Origin of the sequence: Brevibacterium aurantiacum (assembly GCF_003932995.1) — a bacterium.
In the GTDB taxonomy this organism is placed as follows: Bacteria; Actinomycetota; Actinomycetes; order Actinomycetales; family Brevibacteriaceae; genus Brevibacterium; species Brevibacterium aurantiacum.
Genome location: NZ_CP025333.1, coordinates 3,537,775 through 3,555,666, shown reverse-complemented (window position 1 = coordinate 3,555,666; position 17,892 = coordinate 3,537,775). Strand labels below are relative to the sequence as shown.

Genomic DNA, 17,892 nt, shown 5'->3' with positions numbered 1-17,892 from the left:
TTGTCATACAATCCCTGCGGCCTGAGGCTGCGGCCAGCGGCGGTCGCAGTCGACACTGAGGGAGACCTGCATGAAGGTAGTCGTTGTCGGTGGTGGAGTGGTCGGGCTGACCAGCGCCTATGAATTGGCGAGTGCCGGCTGTGAGGTCACCCTCCTCGAAGCAGGAAAGTGCGGCGCCGGTGCATCCCACGGCAATGCCGCAAAAGTGGCGCTGGCGGAAAGCACTCCGGTGCCAGGGCCTGGTGTCTTGCTGCAAGGCATCAGATGGATGCTCAGACCCGACAGCCCCCTGTCGATCAAACCGTCCGTGGCCCCCGGCTATCTGAGCTTCCTGCTCCGCATGGCCCGGCACTGCAATGCCCGGGACTTCGAGGCCGGACTCGACGTGCACCTGCGGCTGGGAGAAGACGCGAATGCGCTCTTCGACGACTACCAGCGCCAGGGCATCGATTTCGAGATGCATGCTCGAGGAGTTCTCCTCGCCTTTGAGACCACCGCTCGATTCGACGAGCACAGGCAGACGTTGCCAGCCTTCGCCTCGGCCGGACATATCGGCGAAGAGCTTCACGGTGATGACCTGCTGGCAGCAGAGCCGGCCCTGAGCGACCGCATTCGCCATGGAATCTACTTTCCCTCCGATCGCCAGATAGAGCCCGACTCCCTGACCCGCGGACTGCTGGGGAAGTTGAGCGAGCTCGGAGTGAAGGTGTGCGAAGGAGTCAGTGTGCGCAGCTTCGTGCGCACCGGTGACACAGTGACTGCGGTCGTCACCACTGATGCGGAAGTCATCGCAGCCGATGCCGTCGTCGTGGCTGCGGGTGTCCCGACCGGCGCACTCGCGTCTGAGCTCGGAGGCAGGCTGCCCATCTACTCCGGCAAGGGGTACAGCATCGACTACTCTCCGGCGCCGATAGAGCTCAGAACCTCCCTGACTCTCGAAGACACGAGAGTCGCAGTCACTCCGCTCAACGGCATGCTGCGTCTGGCGGGAACGATGGAGTTCGGCAGCCGCAATGACGATGTCAACGACATCCGCGTCGAAGCCATTCGCCAAGCCGCCCGCCAGTCATTCCGGGACTGGGGCGAGAACCCGACCCGCGAGCGAGCCCCATGGGCGGGCTCACGGCCGATGACACCGGATGGGCTTCCGGTGATCGGCGGTCTGGGAACCGCGAAGAACGCCTACATCAATTCCGGGCACTCGATGTTGGGGCTGACCCTGGCCCCAGCCTCGGCGAAAGTGCTTACCGACATCATGCTCGACCGCTCCTCCAGCCTCAGCACCGATCTCCTCGCGCGGATATCGCCGCAGCGATTCTGATCGCCTCACCCCGCCGTTCGACGCCGAACGACGAACACCAGTTGAAAGGCCACCACCATGACGACCACCTTCACCGGCATCTACGCCGCGTGCATCACCCCATTCAGCTCTGATGGTGCCGAGATCGATATCGCCGGTATCTCAGCTCAGGTCGAGCACATGATCTCCAACGGTGTCCACGGTCTGGTTCCGGGCGGCTCGACCGGAGAGTTCACGGCTCTCACGGTCGCAGAGCGCAAGGCCTGCAACCGTGCGTACATCGAAGCCGCCGCCGGGCGCGTGCCCGTGGTCGCCGGCACGGGGGCACTGTCGACAGCAGAGACCATCGAGCTCAGCCGAGATGCCGAGGAAGCCGGAGCCGATGCTCTGATGATCGTGCCTCCCTTCTACGACACTCCTTCATTCGAAGAGATCCTCGTGCACTATCGGGCGATCTCGGACGTCGTCGACATCCCGATCATGTTCTACAACATCCCGGATGCCACAGGCCTTGAGCTCAGCGCCGAAGAGTTCGGACGTCTTGGTCGGGAAGGAAGAGTCGCGAACTTCAAGGACACCAGCGGCGACTTCTCCAAGTTCACCTCGGTCTACCTGAACCACTCCGACGACATCCAGCCCATCAACGGCTGCGACACGTTGACCTTCGCCGCACTGGCACTCGGAACCGGTGCCGGAGTGTGGGGAGCCGCCAGCTTCATTCCCCGCCTGTGCACCGATCTGTACTCTGCGCTGGCTGTCGACGTCGACATGCCCCGGGCGCGGGACCTGTGGAAGAAGATCCATCCGATCTGCGTCTTCCTCGAATCCCACAGCTACGCCTGCGGGGTGAAGACCGGGGTCGAGCTCGTCGGGCTGCCGGCAGGACCGACACGTGGACCGATTCTGCCGCTGGCCTCGGAGCATCGTGAGGAGCTCCGAGGTCTCCTCACCGCAGCAGGCCTCGACACCGTCGCCTGATCGTCTAACGCGGTCTGAATAGGGGAGGGACACAATGACCAACAGGCAGCTCATCCAAACAGTGGACGTTCACGCGGCGGGAGAGCCGGGTCGGGTCCTCATGGGTTCTGGCCTGCGCGTCAAGGGCGAGACCATGGTCGAACGTCTTCGCTACTGTCGGGACCACCTCGACGACCTGCGCACCCTGATCCTCCAGGAGCCGCGCGGATATCCCGGGCTCTGCTCACCGCTCATCGTTCCCGCAGCAGATCCCAGCTGCGACTTCGGCATGATCGTCATGGAGCAGGGTGGGTTTCGACCCATGTCGGGTTCGAATCTCATCTGTGCAGTCACGGCACTCATCGAAACGGGCGCGATCGACGTCAGCGAACCTGTCACCACACTGCGCGTGGACACGGCAGTCGGAGTCGTCACGGTGCGGGCACAGGTCGAAGATGGTCGGGCCGCACTGATCACCTTCGACAATGTGCCGTCCTTCGTCCATGGCCTTGACCTGCCCTTGGACGTCCCCGGCTACGGCACGATTCCCGTTGACGTCGTCTTCGGGGGACAGTTCTACGTCCAGACCTCTGCCGAGCACCTCGGCGTCGAGCTCGAACCAGCCAACGCCAAGGAGATACTCAGAGCCGCAGCAGCGATGAGGAAGGCCGCCGATGATGCCTTCGACGTCGTCCACCCGCTCATTCCCGAGATCGACTCGATCGATCTGCCGATGATCCACGGGCCGGCACGCAGCGAGGGCACGCACGGCCGCAATGCAGTCGTCCTGCCCAACGGCGAGGTCGACCTGGATGACCCGAGCACCTGGTCGGGCACCTTTGACCGATCACCGTGTGGAACCGGGACGAGCGCACGCGTGGCGGCGAAATTCGCCAGGGGAGAGCTGGCCATCGGGGAGAAGTTCGTCCACGAGTCGATGATGGGCACCACCTTCACCGCCGAGGTGAAGGAGACAGCAACCGTCGGAGACCTCCCCGGGATCATCCCGACGATCAGGGGCCGCGGATGGATCACCGGATTCCACCAACTCGTTCTCGAAAGTGACGACCCGTTCCCCGTCGGCTACACCGTCGGCGACATCTGGGGACAGGGCATGGGTCGAATGACGGCCGAAACCGCCGCCACAGACCGCTCGACTGCAAAGGAATAACAGCATGGATCTCGACGGCCGCACCATCCTCGTCACCGGGGCCGCCGGTGGCATCGGCTCGGCGATCACCGCAGCTTGCGCGCGACTGGGCGGAATCGTCATCGCCGTGGATCGAGTGGAGGTGCCTCACGATCCATCTCTGACCGCCGAGGTGGCAGCTCGGGTCACGTCATATCCGGCCGATATCTCGACTGCGGACGGCTGCACCGACCTCGTGACCCGGGTGCAGGAGCGCTTTGACTCCATCGACGGCCTGGTCAACTGTGCCGGAGTGATGCGCAGAGGTTCCCTCCTCGACATCGGTGAGGACGATTGGGCGGCGAGCTACTTCGTCAACGTCGACGCCGTCATGCGTCTGTGTCGCGGGATCCTGCCGATGATGATCGCGGCGCAGGCCGGCTCCATCGTCAACATCGCCTCCCAATGGGGTCTGCACCCGGCGGGCGGGCACATCGCCTACAACAGCTCCAAGGCCGCGGTCGTCTCGTTCAGCCAGAGCCTGGCGCGTGACTACGGTGGCGAGGGGGTGCGGGTCAACGCCGTGTGCCCTGGTGAGATCCTCACTCCGATGCTGCAGCAGAAGCTCGATACTTCGAATATCGCCGAGGCGGAACTCGCCGAGTCCATCCCCTTGGGCCGGCTGGGACGCCCCGCTGACGTTGCGGAGCTGACGACGTTCCTGCTCAGCGATCGAGCATCGTTCATCTCCGGCGCCGCGATCGAGATCACCGGAGCCCAACGTGTCGGCTGATAGGCCACATCGGGCGCGACGGTGATTCGTCGGGCTCACTGATAAAGGAGGACAGCATGAGCGTCGAAGCAGCTCGCCCACTGGCAGGAAGGCGAGTCCTCGTCACGGGAGGATCGAAGGGCATCGGGGCAGCAATTGCCAGAGCCGTCCACAGAGACGGGGCGACGGTGGCGATCCACTTCAACTCCGACGAAGCCGGTGCCCGTGACCTCGCTGCCGAACTCGGTGACCGGGCATACCCAGTCCTTGCTGACCTGGCACGCCCCGGGGCTGCCAATGGTCTGTGGGCCGCGGCGGGCGAGACTCTCGGCGGCGTTGACACCCTCGTCAACAATGCTGGCGCCTGGATCCCCTCACCGCTCGCCGACGCAGACGAATGGGAACAGGGGTGGGAGGTGAACCTGCAGCTCAACCTCATCGCTGCGGCGGACCTGTGCAGGTGCGCGCTCCTTGATTTCCCCAACCTCGGCGGTGGCGCGATCGTCAACGTCACGAGCCGTTCGGCTCATCGCGGTGACGATGCAGAGCATCTCGCCTATGGTGCTGCCAAAGGGGGACTGCTGAGCCTGACCAAGGGCATCGCCCGGAGCTTCGGTCATGCCGGTGTCCTCGCCTATGCGATCGCTCCGGGATGGGTGGACACCGGACTTGCAGCCGGGGAGATCGACGACGAGGCGATCGCCGAATTGCCGCTGCGTGAAGTCACCCCGCCAGAAGACGTCGCCGAACTCGTGGCATTCCTCGTCTCCGGACGGTCCCGGCATCTGACCGGTGCGACTCTCGACATCACCGGAGCCGACTACGTGCGCTGAGGTCCGAACTCAGCGCACGCAGGCAGCACCGCTTCAGAACCGAACGGCGCTTCAGAACCGCACGGCGTCGATGAACTTCTTCAGCTCCGGGTCCTCTGTCTTGTTGAACGCGTCGTCTGGAGTCGCATTCACCGCGATCTCCCCCTGATGGAAGAAGACGACCCGGTCAGCGGCCTTCGAAGCGAACGCCATATCGTGCGTGACCAGGGCAACGGCGATGCCCTCCTCTTCTTTGAGCCTGCGCAGGACGTCGAGAACCTCGGCCGCCACCGGCGGATCGAGGGCACTCGTGATTTCGTCGCAGAGCAGAAGCTTCGGGCGCATCATCAGTGCACGGGCGATCGCCACTCGCTGCCGTTCACCACCGGAGAGCTCGCTGGGGCGGGAGTGGATGTGGTCGGACATCCCCACCTCGGCGAGGGCCTGCTCTGCTCGCTCCAGCGCTGCTGACTCCGACATGCCCAGCCGTTTGCGCGGGGCCAACGTGAGGTTCTTGAGCACATCCATGTGCGGCCACAGGGTGTAGCTCTGGAAGATCATGCCGACGTGGGAGTCGACCTGCTTCCATGCCGGAGTGCGTTTGGCGTCCTCGAATACGACCTCGCCGTCGAATGTCATCGTGCCGGCGTCGGGGTCGGTGAGTCCGGCGATGGCCCGCAGAAGCGTGGACTTGCCCGATCCCGACCTGCCGATGATGACGGTGATGTCACCGGCCAGCATGTCGAAGTCGATGCTCTTCATGACCTCACGGTCTCCGAAGCTCTTCTGCAGTCCGCGGCAGGAGACGAGCACATCGCCGGACTTTGCGGTGATGTCCCTGTGCATCCCGGTGTGGGCAGTCGTGTTCTCGCTCATGGTTTGACCTCGACTTTCGTTCCGGGTGCCATCTGTGCGGCCAAGCTCCTCTTGCGAGTGCCTCTCACATTGCCTGTGGCCATGAGGTTGCGCTCGATCTTGCTCAGGATGAGCGAGGCCGGGAACGCGATGATGAAGTACATGAGCGCGGCGACGGTGAGGATCTCCAGTGCCCGGTAGGACTCGGTGGAGATCTTGTTCGCGGTGAACATCAGGTCTGCCACAGCGATCGTCGAGACCAGTGCGGTGTCTTTGAATATCGAGATATTCAGAGACATGATCACCGGCAGCTGCTGTTTGAGCGCCTGCGGGACGATGATGTGGCGAATCTGCTGGAACCGAGTCAGCCGCAGCATCTTCCCGGCCTCCACCTGTTCGGGTGGGACCGATTGGAATCCGCTGCGGTAGGCCTCTGCCATGAAGGCTGTGAGGTTGAGGGTGAGCGCGATGATCGCCGAGATCGTGCCGGGGATGGTGATCCCTGTCAGGGTCGGCAATGCGTAGTAGACCCAGAACAGCTGCACCAGCAGCGGCGTGCAGCGGAAGATCTCGATGTAGAGCTGGGCGAGCCAACGCACTACCTCGATATTGGACATGCGCAGCAGAGCCAGCGGGATGGCGATGATCATACTGAGCACGATGACGATGACCGCGATCTCCACGGTCAGGAGCAGGCCTTCGAGCAACCGTGGGAAGTTGTTCGAGACCACGCTCCAGTCGAACGTGTAATTCATGGGAATTCCCTTCTACCGGGGGCGAGGTCGATCACTTCATTGCGAGATCGCCGAGGTCGTCGGCACTCACGACTCCCGCCTTTTCCAGCGCGGCATCGAAGGATCCGTCGTTCTTCGCGTTCTGGATTGCGATGTTGATGACCTGCAGGGAGCGAGGATCGATGTCCGCGCTGACTCCGTAGTTCGAGTCGCTCTTGAAGATGACGGGCTTGGGGCGCACGATCTTCAGTGACTTGTTCTTCTGCGCGGCGTCAGCCAGAGTCGGCAGATCGCCGAGCGCGGCGATGGCGCGGCCCGATTCCATCGCGGTGACCGACTGCGGGATCGCCTCGGCGTTGACGATGTCGACGCCGAGGTCGACGACCCGTCGTTCGTACGAGGTGCCCGTTGCCACGGCGACCGGCTTCTTCTTTTTGAGGATGTCCTCGGTGGACTTCAGCCCGGACTCAGCCTTGACGATCCAGACACCTTCATAGGTGTAGACAGGGTCGGTGAACTGAATGGCCAGGGAGCGCTCCGAGGTGGCGTCGAGGTAGGCACCGACGTCGAACCTGTCGGCCTGCAGGCCGGAGACCATCTTTGACCATTCCGCTGCGACGGGAGTGAACTTCACTCCCATCTCATCGGCGAGGTTCTGCAGCGGCAGCACATTCGGCCCGCCCATCTTCCCGTCCTTCTGCTCTCCGGTCATCGGGGGAGCCGACGCGATTCCGACTCGGAGCTCGCCTTGGTCCTTGATCTTCTGGATCCATGCGCCGTTCTCGGTGCCCCCGGCACTGCCTCCGGACCGGAGTCCAGCTCCGAAATAGCCGCCCGCCAGCGCGAGTACGATGACGGCGACGATTGCAATGATGATTTGACTTGTCTTGGACATCTTTGTCTCTCTTCGTCAAAATGCCGACCCTGCTCCGGGTCGACCCTGCACGGTATGGCGGGGCCCATCAGGGTGACGGACAGACACAATCCTCCCGCCGGTGTGTCATACAATCGACCATATAGCGACTTCTGCGCAATATCGAGAGTAGAGCGCAAACTGGACCCGCAAGTGTTACCGAATCACTGATGAGTGCGGTGATCCGCAAAAGTCAAAGTTTTGGGTTGTCAGACAATTTCAGGCTGATTCAGTGTGCCGCGTCGGCACGGTGAGACGTTTTGCGGACTCGCTGGCCTCAGCGCCTTACCGGTTTGTGCGCAGCCACAGAATGGCGACGTGGAGCGCGGTGCGCGATTCTGCGTCCTCCAGCGAGACGCCAAGCCTGCGCTGCAATCTGTCCAACCGCGCATAGAGCGCCGGCCGGGACAGGAAGCCGCTGCGGGCCAGTGCTGACTTGTTCCCGCCGTGTGCGAGGAACTGTTCGAGAAGACCGAGCATCTCCTCGCCATCGGACTGACCTCCGGGCTGACTTCCGGACTGGTTCCCAGGCCGATCCCCTCGCCCACTGGGGGCTTCGAGCAAGGGAGCAAGTTCTGCCTCTGCGAAGGCTCGAACACTCGGATCATCGTGCAGAGACGAGAGCAGTCCACGCAGCCTCACGTCGGAGAAGCGGTAGTACTGGCGTTCCCTCAGCTCGAGAGTCGAGGCGATCTCGGCCACCTGGGTCGCGGGCTCGAGCCCGGCAGCGGAGTCGATGAGCGACTCGCTCATGCGTCCGACGCCGACGGTGGTGCCGTCAGCGGGAATCTCAGCGATGAGCCGCTGCAGGGTCGTATCGACATCGACACCGGCAGGCAGTGCCAGCACAACCCCGAACGATCCCGACTGGAGTCCGGCCGAGAGCGTCGAGCAGCGATGGGCGCTCGCGGCAGACACGAAATCACGATGCAGTGACCGCTCGCGCAGCTGGAGGGTCGTCGGATCGGTGCTCGGGCCCCGATCGATGCGCACGACCAGAGGAATCATGCGCCCTCGCGGAGCGAATCCTAGATCTGCTGCCCTGGCCCGGACCTGCTTTTCGTTGAGGTCTGTCGATTCGATGATCTCGCGCACCAGCCCGCCCTGGGCCTGGACGAGGAGGTCCTGTTCATCACGCTCAGCCATTCGTGCCAGTGTCAGAGTCTGCGCAGCACGCTCGATGACCTGCGCAGCCTCCTCATCTGACCTCAGGCGACTGGGCGCCAGCAGACGCCCCCACCTGCGATCCCGCAGCCCCACCGGGGTCTGCAGCCACCGCTGCCCCTGTTCGCGTTCACGTCCAGGGCCACCGGCCTGGGCGAGCACACGATGCCCGACATCTTCTAGCAGCACAGGGGTGCCCAGCAGCTCCGCAGTTCGATTGACGATGTCCTGGGCTCCAGCGCTCTCGAGGCTCAGCTGCGTGAACACCTCGTGGACCGTGCGCGCATGTTCGACGCGAGCGAGCTGCCGCTTGAGCAGCTCCTGGTGAGCCAGCTCCGTGACGCGGACGAATTTGATGCGGCGGCGCAGGACCACGATCGGAAGCTCTCGACCCTGAGCTGCCCTTCGCACGTTCTCGATCGCGGCCTCATCGGGCCTGCCGTCGTCATGGATGAGTTCGATGACCGCGCCGGCGGCCGAGGCTGATTCGAGCTGATCGAAGAAGGTTGCCGTCGACTCCAATGAGGACCGGTAGGACATTCCCGTGCTGAGGACGAGTTCGCCGCCCTCGAGGAACTGGGCGACATTCTCCGAATCGGCGATGTGGACCCATCTCACGACTCGTCCCACCTGGTCGCCACCGGACACGAGCTCGGGCTCGCCAAGGCGAATCTCCTCAACGTCGAGCAGGCTCGCGAAGGTCAGATCCGGTGCTGGCTGCGACCAAGCCTCCATTACGTCACTCCTTTGTGTGTTCTCGAAATCATGGTGTTTACACAGTGTAAATCGAGCCAGGGAAACGTTGACAGGGTGTCCATAGTGAATCGGGTTCGACTGACCCACCATTGAAGGATCAGGGTCACCTCAACGGTCAGACCCACCTCGGCGATATGGGATGAACTGCGAAAGGACGGCACAGCATGACTGTGATGAACGCGAACGAAGACGTCGACCGCGAGGTCGTGGGCACAAGCGATGCGGGTACGGAGCCTGTTGAGACCCAGAGCCACGACTCTCGAACGTTCACCGCGGAAGAGCTGAGTGCCGGTCAGCAAGCTCATGATCTGGACCGGGCACACGTCTTCCATTCCTGGCAGGCGCAGGGTCCGTTCACCCCGATGACCGTGCTGGCAGCCGAAGGGCCCTATGTCTGGGACGGGGAGGGGCGGAAGCTGCTCGACATGTCCTCGCAGCTGGTGAACACGAACATCGGGCACCAACACCCGAAGGTCGTCGCCGCGATCCAGGAACAGGCGGCGAAGCTGTGCACCATTGCGCCTCAGCACGTCAACGATGCTCGGTCCGAAGCCGCCCGGCTCATCACCGAAGTCACCCCCGGCGACCTCGACCATGTGTTCTTCACCAACGGTGGTGCCGATGCCAACGAGCACGCAATCCGGATGGCGCGCCTGCACACCGGACGGACCAAGGTGCTCTCCGCCTACCGCAGCTATCACGGAGGCACTCAGCTGGCCGTCAATGTCACCGGTGACCCGCGGCGCTTCGCCAACGACTACTCGGCAGAAGGCATCGTCCACTTCATGCCCGCCTACCAGTACCGCTCCTACTTCGGGGCGACGACCGAGGCAGAGGAGACGCAGCGGGCGCTGCAGCACCTCGAGGACATGATCACCTTGGAAGGGCCGTCCAACATCGCCGCGCTCATCCTCGAGACCGTGCCCGGAACGGCCGGAATCTACGGGCCGCCGGCCGGGTACCTCGAAGGGGTGCGGGAACTGACATCGCGTCACGGCATCGTCTTCATCGCCGACGAGGTGATGGCCGGCTTCGGGCGGACCGGAGCCTGGTTCGCCGTGGACCATTGGGGAGTGACACCGGACCTGCTGACCTTCGCCAAAGGCGTGAACTCGGGCTATGTGCCCCTCGGCGGAGTCGCGATCTCCGATGACATCTTCGAGACCTTCCGCGACCGCGTCTACCCGGGCGGACTTACCTACTCGGGCCATCCTCTGGCCTGCGCGGCCGCGGTGGCGACGATCACCGCCATGCGCGAGGAAGGCATGATCGGCAACGCCGAACGCCTGGGTCGCGACATCATCGGACCCGCACTGCACGAGATGGCGCAGCGCCACCCCTCGATCGGCGACATTCGCGGAATGGGATGCTTCTGGGCCGTCGAACTGGTCAAGGACCGAACCACCAGTGAGCCGATGGCGGCCTACGGCGGCAGCTCACCGGAGATGAACCGGGTGATCGCTGCGATGAAGTCAGGCGGGGTGCTGCCGTTCGCGAACTTCAACCGGATCCACGTCGTACCGCCGCTGAACACGCCCGACGACGACGTGTGCTTCGGCCTCGAGGTGCTCGACCAGGCGCTGAGCATCGCCGACGGATACGTCAACTGACCTTTTCGGCCCTCGCCGGGTGGACTGTGAACAGCAATACATTCCGCACCTGGTGAGGGCACGTTCGGCCAGCTCAGAGATGAACGCAGAGTGTCGTGAGTGGAGTTCTGTCGAACAGTGGGTGAAGACTCAGGGAATTAGGCGGTAGACTTTTCGCAGATTGAGGTCGCTGCCCGCCAGCTAAATCATCCACGGTCCGAATTGTGTCTACGTTCAAGGTCGCTTAGTGGAAATCATCTTCGTCGTCGTGCTGGTCATCGTACTGGCACTGTTCTTTGACTTCACCAATGGCTTTCACGACACAGCCAATGCCATGGCGACACCGATAGCCACGGGAGCGATCAAGCCGAAGACGGCGGTCACCCTGGCAGCGCTGCTCAACCTTGTCGGAGCCTTCCTCTCCACCGAGGTGGCCAAGACCATCTCCGGGGGCATCATCAAAGAAGGTGGTGGGGGAGTCCAGATCACTCCGGACTTCATCCTCGCCGGCCTCATCGGTGCGATCATCTGGAACATGGCGACCTGGCGCTTCGGCCTGCCGTCATCGTCCTCGCACGCACTGTTCGGTGGACTCATCGGTGCCGCAATCGTCGGCGCCGGTCTCAACTCCGTGGACTTCGGCGTGTTCTTGTCCAAGGTGGTCCTGCCCGCACTCGCGGCTCCGATCATCGCCGGCGTGGGTGCCTATCTGTGCACCCGACTGGCCTACTCCATCACGCGTCGCAACGGCGAGGGCAAGACCGCTCACCGGGCGCCGTTCAAATACGGTCAGATCTTCAGCTCCTCGCTCGTGGCACTGGCACACGGGACCAATGACGCTCAGAAGACCATGGGCGTCATCACCCTCGTGCTCGTGTCCGCGAACCTGCAGGATCACGGAACCGGCCCGCACATCTGGGTCATCACCGCCTGCGCGCTGGCGATCGCCTTGGGCACCTACGTCGGCGGATGGCGAATCATCGACACCCTCGGTACGAAGCTCACAACCGTCAAGCCCGCTCAGGGTCTGGCCGCCGAGACTTCGACCGCAGCCGCCATCCTCGCCTCGTCCCACCTGGGCTTCGCCCTGTCGACGACGCAGGTCGCCTCGGGATCGGTGCTCGGCTCGGGACTGGGACGCAAGGGCGCAGACGTTCAGTGGTCCACCGCTGGACGCATCGCCTCCGGTTGGCTGCTGACCATCCCGGCGGCAGGAATCGTCGGTGCTATCGCAGCCGGTGTCGCACACTTGGGCACCATCGGAGTCATCCTCGACACCATCGTCGCCGTCATTGCGGTCCTCTGGATCTTCCTCAGCTCACGCAAAGTCGCCGATCCGGAGATCTCGAACTTCGACACCGTCGGCGAGGCTGTGGGAATTCGCGGTCGTAAGCGCAAGCTGCGCAAGGACCGCAACCGCAAACGCGCCGCTATGAAACGTGCCGCTCGCATCGATGCCCGCGACCAGCGAATTTCAGACAGGGCGGACGCGAAGTCCGATGCCGGCGTCACTGTCGATACGGATTCAGAACCTGCTTCCGGCTCCGGGGTTGCTTCCACCTCCGATACGGCGGAGACCGAAGTCGACGGGGCCCGCGCGGACAAGGGAGATACGAAATGATCGAGTGGAGCTCATTCCTCATCGTTGCGGTCGCGACCTGGGTGTCGGCGATCGTCGTCATCACGCTCTTCTCCACCGCAGTGCGAATGAGGGCCGTGCACGTCGACCTGGCCGCCGCGGGGCAGAGTAAGCCACTGCTCAGGGTCGGTTATTGGGCTGTGTTCGGTGTGTGCAGCATCGTCGTGCTCGTCGGCGTCTACCTCATCGTCCCGGCCCTCCACGGAGCGTAGGGCCTGGGGCGTCAGGCCCGGCGGCTAAGACCCGGCGGCTGATTCCAAGCGGCGACTGATCGCGTGGCGCTTGATGCAGAGCCTTATCGCTCCGGCGCCCCACGGCGTCTAGCCCTCGAAAGCTTCTAACTGCACGTCTCGTAATCGAGCGCGTCCCGGACCGTCACTGCTTCACTTCCTCGCTGCCAGCGGCAAGCAGCACCGGTCGTCGCATTCACTACAGTCCGTCGCTTACACAACCGTTAGTTCTGCACGTCCTCCCCGGACCCTCTCGTCCTACAGTTCCTGCGGTGCGCATTAGTGCTCCCGGTACGTGATGAGATTTCTGGCATTGGCAACCAGCCCGGAGCCTCGTCCAGGCCTCTGCCCACCACTTCGAACGGTTTCCGGCTGACTGCCCACCTCAGGGACTGAACCACACGGACCCCGCGTCCCGGCACACGAAAATCCCCCAACCACCTCGGCGATGGTTGGGGGATTCTCTGTCGTTCAGAAGAGTCTCAGAGCCTCAGTGACTCAGGCGAGGCCCAGACGGTCACGCAGGTTGTCGACCTCGGCGCGGAGTTCGGCAGGAACCGAATCTCCGAGCTGCTCGTACCATTCTTCGATGAGTCCGAGCTCGGTCTCCCACTCCTCGGGCTTGATCGCGAGAGCCTTGCGCAGCTGCTCGTCGGTGAAGTCGAGGCCCTCGGTGTCCAGACCGCCCTCAACGGGGGTCAGGCCCAGCGGGGATTCGGCTGCGTCGGCGGTGCCGGTCACACGCTCGAAGACCCACTTGAGAACGCGCGAGTTCTCGGAGAATCCTGGCCACAGGAACGAGTTGTCGTCATCGCGACGGAACCAGTTGACGTAGAAGATCTTCGGCAGCTGGGCACCCTCGGTGTTGCCGATGTCGAGCCAGTGCTGCAGGTAGTCACCGACGTTGTAGCCGATGAACGGACGCATGGCCATGGGGTCGCGGCGAACGACGCCGACGGCTCCGGTGGCGGCTGCGGTGGTCTCCGAGGAGAGCACCGAGCCCATGAACACACCGTGGTTCCAGCTCTTGGTCTCGGTCACCAGCGGCATTGTGGTCTTGCGGCGACCGCCGAAGAGGATGGCCGAGATCGGCACACCGTTCGGGTTGGTCCACTCGGGAGCCAGGGTCGGGACGTTGGCGATCGGGGTGCAGAAACGCGAGTTCGGGTGAGCGGCTGGAGTCTCCGAGTCCGGGGTCCAGTCGTTGCCGCGCCAGTCGGTGAGGTGCGCTGGCTTCTCGTCGGTCTTGCCTTCCCACCACACGTCGCCGTCGTCGGTCAGTGCGACGTTGGTGAAGATGTTGCCGCCGGCTTCGATGGCGCGCATCGCGGTCGGATTGGTGGTGTAGCCGGTGCCCGGTGCGACGCCGAAGAGGCCGAACTCGGGGTTGACGGCGTAGAGCTGGCCGTCGTCGCCGAAGCGCATCCATGCGATGTCGTCGCCCAGGGTCTCGGCCTTCCAGCCGGGAATGGTGGGCTCGATCATGGCGAGGTTGGTCTTGCCACAAGCCGAGGGGAACGCGGCGGCGATGTACTTGACCTCGCCCTCCGGGCTCGTGAGCTTGAGGATGAGCATGTGCTCGGCCAGCCAGCCCTCATCGCGGGCGATCGACGAGGCGATGCGCAGCGCGTAGCACTTCTTGCCCAGCAGGGCGTTGCCGCCGTAGCCGGATCCGAATGACCAGATGGAGCGGTCTTCGGGGAAGTGGGTGATGTACTTGGTGGAGTTGCAGGGCCAGGCGACATCTTCCTGACCGGGCTCGAGCGGAGCGCCGACGGAGTGCACGCACTCGACGAAGGTGCCGCCGTTGGCCACGATCGCGTCGAGGGCGTTCTTGCCCGAGCGAGCCATGACGAGCATGGAGAGCACGACGTAGGGGGAGTCGGTGACCTCGATGCCGAACATCGGCTGGTCTGCCTCAGCATGTCCCATGACGAAGGGGATGACGTACATGGTGCGTCCGCGCATCGAACCGGTGAAGAGAGGCTCGAGGGTCTTCTTCATCTCGGCTGGAGCCATCCAGTTGTTGAGCGCGCCGGCGTCCTTCTCCTCTTCGGAGCAGATGTAGGTGCGGCCTTCCACACGGGCGACGTCCTCGGGGTCGGAGGCCGCGTAGAATGAGTCCTTGGTGCCGGTCAGGCGAACGATCGTGCCGGCTTCGACGAGCTGGTCGGCGATAGTGGCCTTCTGCTCTTCCGAACCATCGACCCAGACGATGTCGTCGGGGGTGGTGAGGGTGGCGACCCGGCTGACGAACGACAGCACCGACTCGTTATCGGTCGGTGCGTTCTTCAGCTGGTCAGCGACGACGTCATGGTCGAGGACAGTCATGAGTGGTCTCCTGGTCAATCGGGATTACGGGGTTCTGCCTGGCGGCTGGTACATCTCCACCGTAGGACGCGGGTGACCCGGAAAATCCTGGTTTTGAGTCACGCGAAGATGTGCATTCGATCACAACGGCATCACGAAAGACGCAAATGAGTCATTTAGGTGACGTGTATTTGCATAGTGATGATCGTTTCTTGCAGAAGTTGTTCCAGCGTGAAAATCGCAGTCCTCGCTCCCTCGCCGAGGTGGTTCTCGGCTCCCGTGAGAGGTGGACCTAACTTCTACCTCTTGTAGAATTAGGGGCAGTCGTCGGCAGTATTGGCGCCTTCGACTTCATTTGAAACCCCTAAGGAGCATCATGCCCCGCACCACCATCGGACTCGGCGTCGTCCTCATCGCCGTCGGTGTTATTGCCTATGTCGCCACCGCCTTTGCCAGCTGGACCGCGCTGATCCCAGCCATTCTGGGTGCAGTCCTTCTGATCTGCGGCCTCATTGCTCTGAAGAAGCAGAAGCTCGGAATCCATATCGCCCTTGTCGTTGCGATCTTGGGTATCTTCGGCACCGCGATGAACGTCATGCAGATCGGCGCACTCATCGCCGGTGAGGCTGAACGGCCCGCCGCAGTGATCACCAGCATCATCACCTTCGTGCTGCTCATCATCTACGTCGTCATGGGCGTGCGGTCCTTCATCGCCGCCCGTCGGTGGAAGAATTCGGCACAGACGGAGTCCGCGCAACGATAGTCTGCGCGCTGTTGTCGAGTGGGGCCGCCGACTGCCATCGAGGCGGGCGCGGCTCCACTCAACCGAAGTCGCAAATGTGGCGAAGCGCACTCGGCCCGAATTTGAGCTTGAGTGAATTCGGTGTGTATAGTTGTTCGAGTTGCAGGGCGTGAGTCCGAGCGACATGCGCCACTAGCTCAACGGATAGAGCATCTGACTACGGATCAGAAGGTTGGGGGTTCGAATCCCTCGTGGCGCACAGTTAGAAAGCCCCTCACCAGCGGAAACGCAAGGTGAGGGGCTTTTTCGATCCCTGCCCACAGAGAAGCCAGCTCGGCGCTAGGATTGACCCATGGCCGCAATCACTGCCGATGACGGTGTCCGTCTCGAGTACACCCAAGCCGGAGACCCCTCCGGCCGCCCGGTAGTGCTGCTGGCCGGGTTCAAGGCGCCGGCGACCAGCTGGCGCTACCAGGTCGGAGCGCTGACGCAGGCAGGCTTTCAGGTGTTCAGCGTCGATCTGCGCGGCCACGGAAGCGCCGAGCATCCCAATGCCGGAGTGACCATGGAACGCCGCGGCCAAGACATGGCACAGGTCCTGGAAGCCTTGGACCTCACCGATGTTCTCCTCGTGGGCGGGTCCATGGGCGGCAACACCATCTGGTCCTACCTGTCCCAATTCAGCGCCGACCGCATTGCCGGAATCGCCATCGTCGACCAGACTCCGAAGATGCTCAATACTGCAGACTGGCCTCACGGCTACTACGGCTTCGACGAATCCAACGCCGATACCTACTTCGCCGAGGAGATCCCTCCCACCGGACACGGCACACCCATCTGGAAGAGGGGCAGGCGCCTGCTGCGTCTGCTCAAGGCGATGAAGGATGTGGACAGGACACTCACCCGCGGAGAGCTCGCATTGCTGAATGACCATGCCAAGGCCGATTGGCGCCCCGTGATCGAAGGGACGGATGTACCCGTGCTCTTCGTCGCCGGAGCCGAGAGCGAGCACTGGCCAGCATCGCACGCGGCCGCATCGGCAGGACTTGCTCCGATCGGTACGTCGGTGATCATCCCTGACGACGGGCATGCGGCCAACATCGAACAGCCCGAAGCGTTCAACGAGATCCTGCTCGACTTCGCGAAGTCCCTTTAGCGGCAAGCAGTGCATCTCGCTGTTCAGGGGACAGATGCTTGACCACTTCGCGCATCGTCACACCCGAGGCGCGATGGGCGCGGGGCAACATCCACTCGAAGACCATGTCCGGACGTGTGCGGGCCGTTTCGCGCAGCACCCACCCGATGGCCTTGCGGATGAAGAACTCCTTCTCCTCGAGCATGGCGTCGGCAAATCGCGTGAATCGCTCAAAGTCTCCGCGTCCCTCCTGCAGCGGTTTGAGGTGGGCCAGCAGTGCAGACCGTCGGATCCAGAAATCTTCGTCCCCAGACCAGCGTTCCAGCACCGGATCGAATTCCAGATCGTATTCGGCCAGAGGACCGACAACATCCCCAGCGAGGGGATCGACAAGGGCCCAGGTACGGGCCTGTCGCAGCAGTCGTTCCAGGAAGTCACTGTCACCGGCGCCGAGGTGGTCCTGCGCTTGGGTGATCACCATCGTGGCCGCGCTGCGGAGATCAAAGACAGGAGCGTCGATTCCGATGGGCGCCGGGTTCCACAGCGCCTCGGCAAGTTCGACGAGCACTTCGTGATCCAGTTCCGCAGTGTGCAGAGCCGAGCGCACCACAGCCCGAGTATCGGGCACGCCGACGCCGTAGTGGACGAGCTCGCTCTTGAGGTAGGCCTGGTCTTTGGCGGCGCGTACGGAAGAGCCACGAGCACGCAGTTCGCGCTCGATCACCTCGGCGAGGGAATGCGCAGTGGATGCAGCTGATGACATGGCACGATCATCTCACCGCACGACGAAGAAGGGCAGCACATAGAAAAACCCACGCACACAGCGATGTCACTGTGTGCGTGGGCTCCTGGAAT

General features: G+C 63.2%; 16 protein-coding genes and 1 tRNA gene. 11 read left to right on the top strand and 6 right to left on the bottom strand.

Going from position 1 to position 17,892, the window contains the following annotated elements; all coding sequences use genetic code 11:
* Positions 1 to 70: 70 nt before the first annotated feature.
* The 5 genes from CXR25_RS16470 to CXR25_RS16450 are packed head-to-tail and all read left to right on the top strand — an operon-like array spanning position 71 to position 4,991.
* Positions 71 to 1,321, top strand: coding sequence for an FAD-dependent oxidoreductase (locus CXR25_RS16470; RefSeq protein WP_009882560.1), 1,251 nt, complete (start codon positions 71 to 73; stop codon positions 1,319 to 1,321).
* Positions 1,322 to 1,378: 57 nt separating this feature from the next.
* Positions 1,379 to 2,278, top strand: a complete 900-nt coding sequence (locus CXR25_RS16465; protein WP_069600946.1) for a dihydrodipicolinate synthase family protein — start codon at positions 1,379 to 1,381, stop codon at positions 2,276 to 2,278.
* A 34-nt stretch (positions 2,279 to 2,312) separates the two neighbouring features.
* Positions 2,313 to 3,428: a proline racemase family protein gene (locus CXR25_RS16460; protein ID WP_069600945.1), complete on the top strand. Its 1,116-nt coding sequence runs from the start codon at positions 2,313 to 2,315 to the stop codon at positions 3,426 to 3,428.
* 4 nt (positions 3,429 to 3,432) lie between these two features.
* Entirely contained in the window at positions 3,433 to 4,179 is a 747-nt protein-coding gene (locus tag CXR25_RS16455) for an SDR family NAD(P)-dependent oxidoreductase (protein WP_096146285.1), read from the top strand.
* Between the two features lie 56 nt (positions 4,180 to 4,235).
* Entirely contained in the window at positions 4,236 to 4,991 is a 756-nt protein-coding gene (locus tag CXR25_RS16450; RefSeq protein WP_083248850.1) for an SDR family NAD(P)-dependent oxidoreductase, read from the top strand.
* Positions 4,992 to 5,042: 51 nt separating this feature from the next.
* Here CXR25_RS16450 and CXR25_RS16445 read toward each other — a convergent pair whose 3' ends face one another.
* The 4 genes from CXR25_RS16445 to CXR25_RS16430 form a co-directional block, all read right to left on the bottom strand.
* On the bottom strand, positions 5,043 to 5,846 hold the full coding sequence (locus tag CXR25_RS16445) for an ATP-binding cassette domain-containing protein (protein ID WP_009882555.1): 804 nt from the start codon (positions 5,844 to 5,846) through the stop codon (positions 5,043 to 5,045).
* Complete coding sequence (locus CXR25_RS16440) at positions 5,843 to 6,580, bottom strand: amino acid ABC transporter permease (protein ID WP_009882554.1); 738 nt, start codon at positions 6,578 to 6,580, stop codon at positions 5,843 to 5,845. The genes CXR25_RS16445 and CXR25_RS16440 overlap by 4 nt, the downstream gene beginning before the upstream one ends.
* Positions 6,581 to 6,611: 31 nt before the next feature.
* A complete protein-coding gene (locus tag CXR25_RS16435) occupies positions 6,612 to 7,454 on the bottom strand; it encodes a substrate-binding periplasmic protein (RefSeq protein WP_101583025.1) in 843 nt (280 codons plus the stop codon).
* A gap of 303 nt (positions 7,455 to 7,757) precedes the next feature.
* Positions 7,758 to 9,371 carry a PucR family transcriptional regulator gene (locus CXR25_RS16430; RefSeq protein WP_101556567.1) on the bottom strand — a complete coding sequence of 538 codons (1,614 nt, stop codon included), beginning with the start codon at positions 9,369 to 9,371 and terminating at the stop codon, positions 7,758 to 7,760.
* A gap of 185 nt (positions 9,372 to 9,556) precedes the next feature.
* Here CXR25_RS16430 and CXR25_RS16425 point away from each other — a divergent pair, with 185 nt between their 5' ends.
* From CXR25_RS16425 to CXR25_RS16415, 3 genes are all read left to right on the top strand, one after another.
* Positions 9,557 to 11,002: an aspartate aminotransferase family protein gene (locus CXR25_RS16425; protein ID WP_009882549.1), complete on the top strand. Its 1,446-nt coding sequence runs from the start codon at positions 9,557 to 9,559 to the stop codon at positions 11,000 to 11,002.
* 226 nt (positions 11,003 to 11,228) lie between these two features.
* Complete coding sequence (locus tag CXR25_RS16420) at positions 11,229 to 12,602, top strand: inorganic phosphate transporter (protein ID WP_009882548.1); 1,374 nt, start codon at positions 11,229 to 11,231, stop codon at positions 12,600 to 12,602.
* The gene (locus CXR25_RS16415) at positions 12,599 to 12,832 is read left to right on the top strand and encodes a hypothetical protein (protein ID WP_009882547.1); all 234 of its coding nucleotides are present in this window, start codon (positions 12,599 to 12,601) and stop codon (positions 12,830 to 12,832) included. Before CXR25_RS16420 ends, CXR25_RS16415 begins: the two co-directional genes overlap by 4 nt.
* A gap of 516 nt (positions 12,833 to 13,348) precedes the next feature.
* Here CXR25_RS16415 and CXR25_RS16410 read toward each other — a convergent pair.
* A complete protein-coding gene (locus tag CXR25_RS16410; protein ID WP_009882546.1) occupies positions 13,349 to 15,181 on the bottom strand; it encodes a phosphoenolpyruvate carboxykinase (GTP) in 1,833 nt (610 codons plus the stop codon).
* Between the two features lie 355 nt (positions 15,182 to 15,536).
* Between CXR25_RS16410 and CXR25_RS16405 the strand changes: the two genes are divergently transcribed.
* The 3 genes from CXR25_RS16405 to CXR25_RS16395 all read left to right on the top strand — a co-directional run bounded on the left by CXR25_RS16405 (position 15,537) and on the right by CXR25_RS16395 (position 17,058).
* Positions 15,537 to 15,923, top strand: a complete 387-nt coding sequence (locus tag CXR25_RS16405) for a hypothetical protein (RefSeq protein WP_009882545.1) — start codon at positions 15,537 to 15,539, stop codon at positions 15,921 to 15,923.
* Positions 15,924 to 16,088: 165 nt separating this feature from the next.
* Positions 16,089 to 16,161: transfer RNA gene (locus CXR25_RS16400), tRNA-Arg, on the top strand.
* A gap of 93 nt (positions 16,162 to 16,254) precedes the next feature.
* A complete protein-coding gene (locus CXR25_RS16395; protein WP_096146291.1) occupies positions 16,255 to 17,058 on the top strand; it encodes an alpha/beta fold hydrolase in 804 nt (267 codons plus the stop codon).
* On the opposite strand, the gene CXR25_RS16390 is transcribed toward CXR25_RS16395, so the two are convergent.
* Positions 17,021 to 17,800, bottom strand: coding sequence for a DNA alkylation repair protein (locus tag CXR25_RS16390; protein WP_009882543.1), 780 nt, complete (start codon positions 17,798 to 17,800; stop codon positions 17,021 to 17,023). The two genes, CXR25_RS16395 and CXR25_RS16390, sit on opposite strands and share 38 nt — an antisense overlap.
* Positions 17,801 to 17,892 lie beyond the last annotated feature (92 nt).

Bases quoted from the DNA above. Each gene is read 5' to 3' on its own strand.
- CXR25_RS16430 (WP_101556567.1), bottom strand. From the start codon at position 9,371: ATGGAGGCTTGGTCGCAGCCAGCACCGGATCTGACCTTCGCGAGCCTG.
- CXR25_RS16415 (WP_009882547.1), top strand. From the start codon at position 12,599: ATGATCGAGTGGAGCTCATTCCTCATCGTTGCGGTCGCGACCTGGGTG.
- CXR25_RS16445 (WP_009882555.1), bottom strand. From the start codon at position 5,846: ATGAGCGAGAACACGACTGCCCACACCGGGATGCACAGGGACATCACC.
- CXR25_RS16440 (WP_009882554.1), bottom strand. From the start codon at position 6,580: ATGAATTACACGTTCGACTGGAGCGTGGTCTCGAACAACTTCCCACGG.
- CXR25_RS16460 (WP_069600945.1), top strand. From the start codon at position 2,313: ATGACCAACAGGCAGCTCATCCAAACAGTGGACGTTCACGCGGCGGGA.
- CXR25_RS16395 (WP_096146291.1), top strand. From the start codon at position 16,255: ATGGCCGCAATCACTGCCGATGACGGTGTCCGTCTCGAGTACACCCAA.
- CXR25_RS16390 (WP_009882543.1), bottom strand. From the start codon at position 17,800: ATGTCATCAGCTGCATCCACTGCGCATTCCCTCGCCGAGGTGATCGAG.
- CXR25_RS16435 (WP_101583025.1), bottom strand. From the start codon at position 7,454: ATGTCCAAGACAAGTCAAATCATCATTGCAATCGTCGCCGTCATCGTA.
- CXR25_RS16410 (WP_009882546.1), bottom strand. From the start codon at position 15,181: ATGACTGTCCTCGACCATGACGTCGTCGCTGACCAGCTGAAGAACGCA.
- CXR25_RS16405 (WP_009882545.1), top strand. From the start codon at position 15,537: ATGCCCCGCACCACCATCGGACTCGGCGTCGTCCTCATCGCCGTCGGT.
- CXR25_RS16450 (WP_083248850.1), top strand. From the start codon at position 4,236: ATGAGCGTCGAAGCAGCTCGCCCACTGGCAGGAAGGCGAGTCCTCGTC.
- CXR25_RS16465 (WP_069600946.1), top strand. From the start codon at position 1,379: ATGACGACCACCTTCACCGGCATCTACGCCGCGTGCATCACCCCATTC.
- CXR25_RS16470 (WP_009882560.1), top strand. From the start codon at position 71: ATGAAGGTAGTCGTTGTCGGTGGTGGAGTGGTCGGGCTGACCAGCGCC.
- CXR25_RS16455 (WP_096146285.1), top strand. From the start codon at position 3,433: ATGGATCTCGACGGCCGCACCATCCTCGTCACCGGGGCCGCCGGTGGC.
- CXR25_RS16425 (WP_009882549.1), top strand. From the start codon at position 9,557: ATGACTGTGATGAACGCGAACGAAGACGTCGACCGCGAGGTCGTGGGC.